Source organism: Campylobacter sp. CNRCH_2016_0050h, assembly GCF_025772605.1.
Classification (GTDB): Bacteria; Campylobacterota; Campylobacteria; order Campylobacterales; family Campylobacteraceae; genus Campylobacter_D; species Campylobacter_D lari_D.
Map to the genome: position 1 here is coordinate 1 of NZ_JAKMSK010000046.1, position 526 is coordinate 526.

At 24.3% G+C, this 526-nt stretch carries 1 protein-coding gene; it reads right to left on the reverse strand.

Annotated elements, in window-relative coordinates:
- A partial coding sequence (locus tag L8X28_RS08335; RefSeq protein ID WP_263666063.1) for a site-specific integrase occupies positions 1-513 on the reverse strand: 513 nt, incomplete at its 3' end.
- Positions 514-526 lie beyond the last annotated feature (13 nt).

A 526-nucleotide genomic window follows, 5' to 3' on the forward strand; every position in this document is an offset into this window, starting at 1 on the left:
CGGAAATTGTAAGTTTTTCCTTGATTTGTTTTGGCTTGAAGGTAAAAAATAAATTTTATTAGCAAAGTCAATATTGTCCCATTTTAATGTAAGAACTTCACTTTTTCTTCTTCCATGTAAAAGAAATATAAACATAGCTCGTATCATTAAATTTTCATAATTTATAATAGCTTTATAAAGAGCATTTCTATCCTCATCATCAATAGTAAAATATCTTTTGTTGTCAAATTTTTGTATCTCTATTTCTCTTGCTATATTTTTTTCTATATAATCATTTTTAATAGCAAATTCAAATACTGGAGAAAGTATGTCTTTTATTGTTTTTGTTGTCCTTGGAGATTTGCCTTGATCAATCATTTTATTGACAATATTTTGCATATCTTTTAATTTGACTTGTTTTATTTTGATGTTTCCTATAACATCTTTTATATGTGCATTATATGAAAATATGGTTACCTCATAATGTTTTTTAGAAATAGTATTTTTTCGCATACTAATCCATTCTTCAAACACTTCATTTAGTTTA